This window comes from Agromyces seonyuensis, assembly GCF_009789225.1.
Classification (GTDB): Bacteria; Actinomycetota; Actinomycetes; order Actinomycetales; family Microbacteriaceae; genus Agromyces; species Agromyces seonyuensis.
Genome location: NZ_WSTA01000148.1, coordinates 1 through 1,691, shown reverse-complemented (window position 1 = coordinate 1,691; position 1,691 = coordinate 1). Strand labels below are relative to the sequence as shown.

Annotated in this window: 2 protein-coding genes and 1 pseudogene; 2 read left to right on the top strand and 1 reads right to left on the bottom strand. The window is 75.0% G+C overall.

Features of this window, described 5'->3' with window-relative positions; all coding sequences use genetic code 11:
• Positions 1-761 (top strand): copper resistance CopC family protein (locus tag GB864_RS17945; protein ID WP_160427049.1); only part of this gene is annotated, 761 nt, incomplete at its 5' end.
• Between the two features lie 81 nt (positions 762-842).
• Here GB864_RS17945 and GB864_RS17940 read toward each other — a convergent pair.
• Entirely contained in the window at positions 843-1,346 is a 504-nt protein-coding gene (locus GB864_RS17940) for a pyridoxamine 5'-phosphate oxidase family protein (protein WP_160427048.1), read from the bottom strand.
• 147 nt (positions 1,347-1,493) lie between these two features.
• On the opposite strand from GB864_RS17940, the pseudogene GB864_RS17935 reads away from it, so the two are divergent.
• Positions 1,494-1,691 (top strand): annotated as a pseudogene (locus GB864_RS17935) (hypothetical protein); the annotation flags it as partial.

Sequence of the window (1,691 nt, the reverse complement as noted above, 5' to 3'; positions counted from 1 at the left end):
GTCGCGGGGGCGTCCGCCGTACCGGTGCGGCGGCCGCGGCCGCTCTCGCGGGGGCGGCGCTCGCGCTGCTGCCCGCGCTGCCCGCCGCGGCGCACAACTACCCGATCGGGTCGTCGCCGTCCGACGGCGCCACCGTGACGGCGCAGCCGAACTCGGTCTCGCTCACCACGAACGACTCGCTGCTCGACCTCGGCGCGAGCTACCTCGACGTCGTCGGGCCCGACGGCCGCTACTACGCGACGGACTGCGCCGTCATCGACGGACCGACGGTCCGCGCGTCGGCGGCCCTGGGCCCGGCCGGCGAGTACACGGCCGAGTGGCAGGTCGTCTCGATCGACGGGCATCCGATCTCGGGCGAGTTCTCGTTCGACTGGGCGCCGGCGGCGGATGCCGTGCTCGCCGAGGGCGCCGACGCGCCGGTCTGCGCGATGGAGGGCACGAGCCCCACGGAGGACGGATCGAAGGCGGAAGCGCCCGAACTCGTCCAGCCGGACTCGGAAGCGGGGCGCACCGTCGGCGTGTCCGCCGACGTCCTCTGGATCGGCGGCGGCATCCTCGCCGCGATCGTCGCGGCCCTGCTCGCCTGGATGGTGCTGCGCCGCCCGCGCGATGACGAGGACGACGCGGCGGTCGAGCCCGTCGAGTCGGACGAGCCGGTCGAATCGGACGATGCGACGGATCGGGCGTCGGGCGACGAGACCGACGACCCCGGCGACGACGGATCGAGCCCGCGCGACGACGAGCCGCGCGAGCGCGGCTGACTCGCAGCACGAGACCGCGAGACGCGGGTCGGGCATCGCTCGACCCGCGTTTCGCGTCCGCAGCCTCGGTTCGGCGGGCCGCTACTCCTGTAATTCCTCCGCGGTCCAGGCGAGCAGCGATGCGGGCGCGATGCGGATGACCGTGGAGAACTGCGCCGCCATCTCCGCGCTCGTCCAGTGGTAGAGCTCGGCGAGCTCCCGCGCGTACTTCCCGCCGAAGTCGCGGCCCCCGTCCTCGAGCCAGGCGGCCGCGGCGTCGTGCTCGAGCGTCGCGGTCCCTCTGATCACGACGACCGGGCTCTCGTCCGCGACGGCGTTGAGGTGCAGGAGCGAGTGCGGGTTCGCCTCGAGGTTGCGCACCTTGCGGGCGGTCGGCCGGCTGAGCACCACGAGGTCTCCGTCGTCCCAGAGGAACCAGACGGGCACGGCCGCGGGCGCACCGTCCGGACGCACGGTGGTGAGCCAGGCGATGGGCTCCGTGGCCAGGAGGTCGAACGCGACGCGATGCGCCTGCCGGGAGAAGTCGAAGACGCCGCTCGCGCCGCCCGCTTCCCGTTCCGTCGATCCCGCGCCGAGTTCGCTCATCTGCTCCGCCTCCCGTTCCGCCCCGCGTCGCGCGCGCCGCCGGGTCGCACGCTACCGGTGCCGCGCGCGTCCCTCGACGCCTGGGGGACGCCCACCGACCGAATCTCCCGAGGGCGCACGGTCGGCCGTCACGGCTACGCTCGAACGGTGAGCCCGAACCCCGCCGACGACTGGAACGAGATCCCCTGGGATCCCGACGAGTTCGCGCCGCCGCCGGACGACGAGTGGGGCGCTCCGCCGCCCCCGCCGGACGGCGAGTACGCGGGCGGCCCGGTCGAATGGGGCGCTCCCGCGGCGTCGCCCGCCGGGCGCGCTCCGGCATCCTCGGCGCCGAGCCGGGCATCC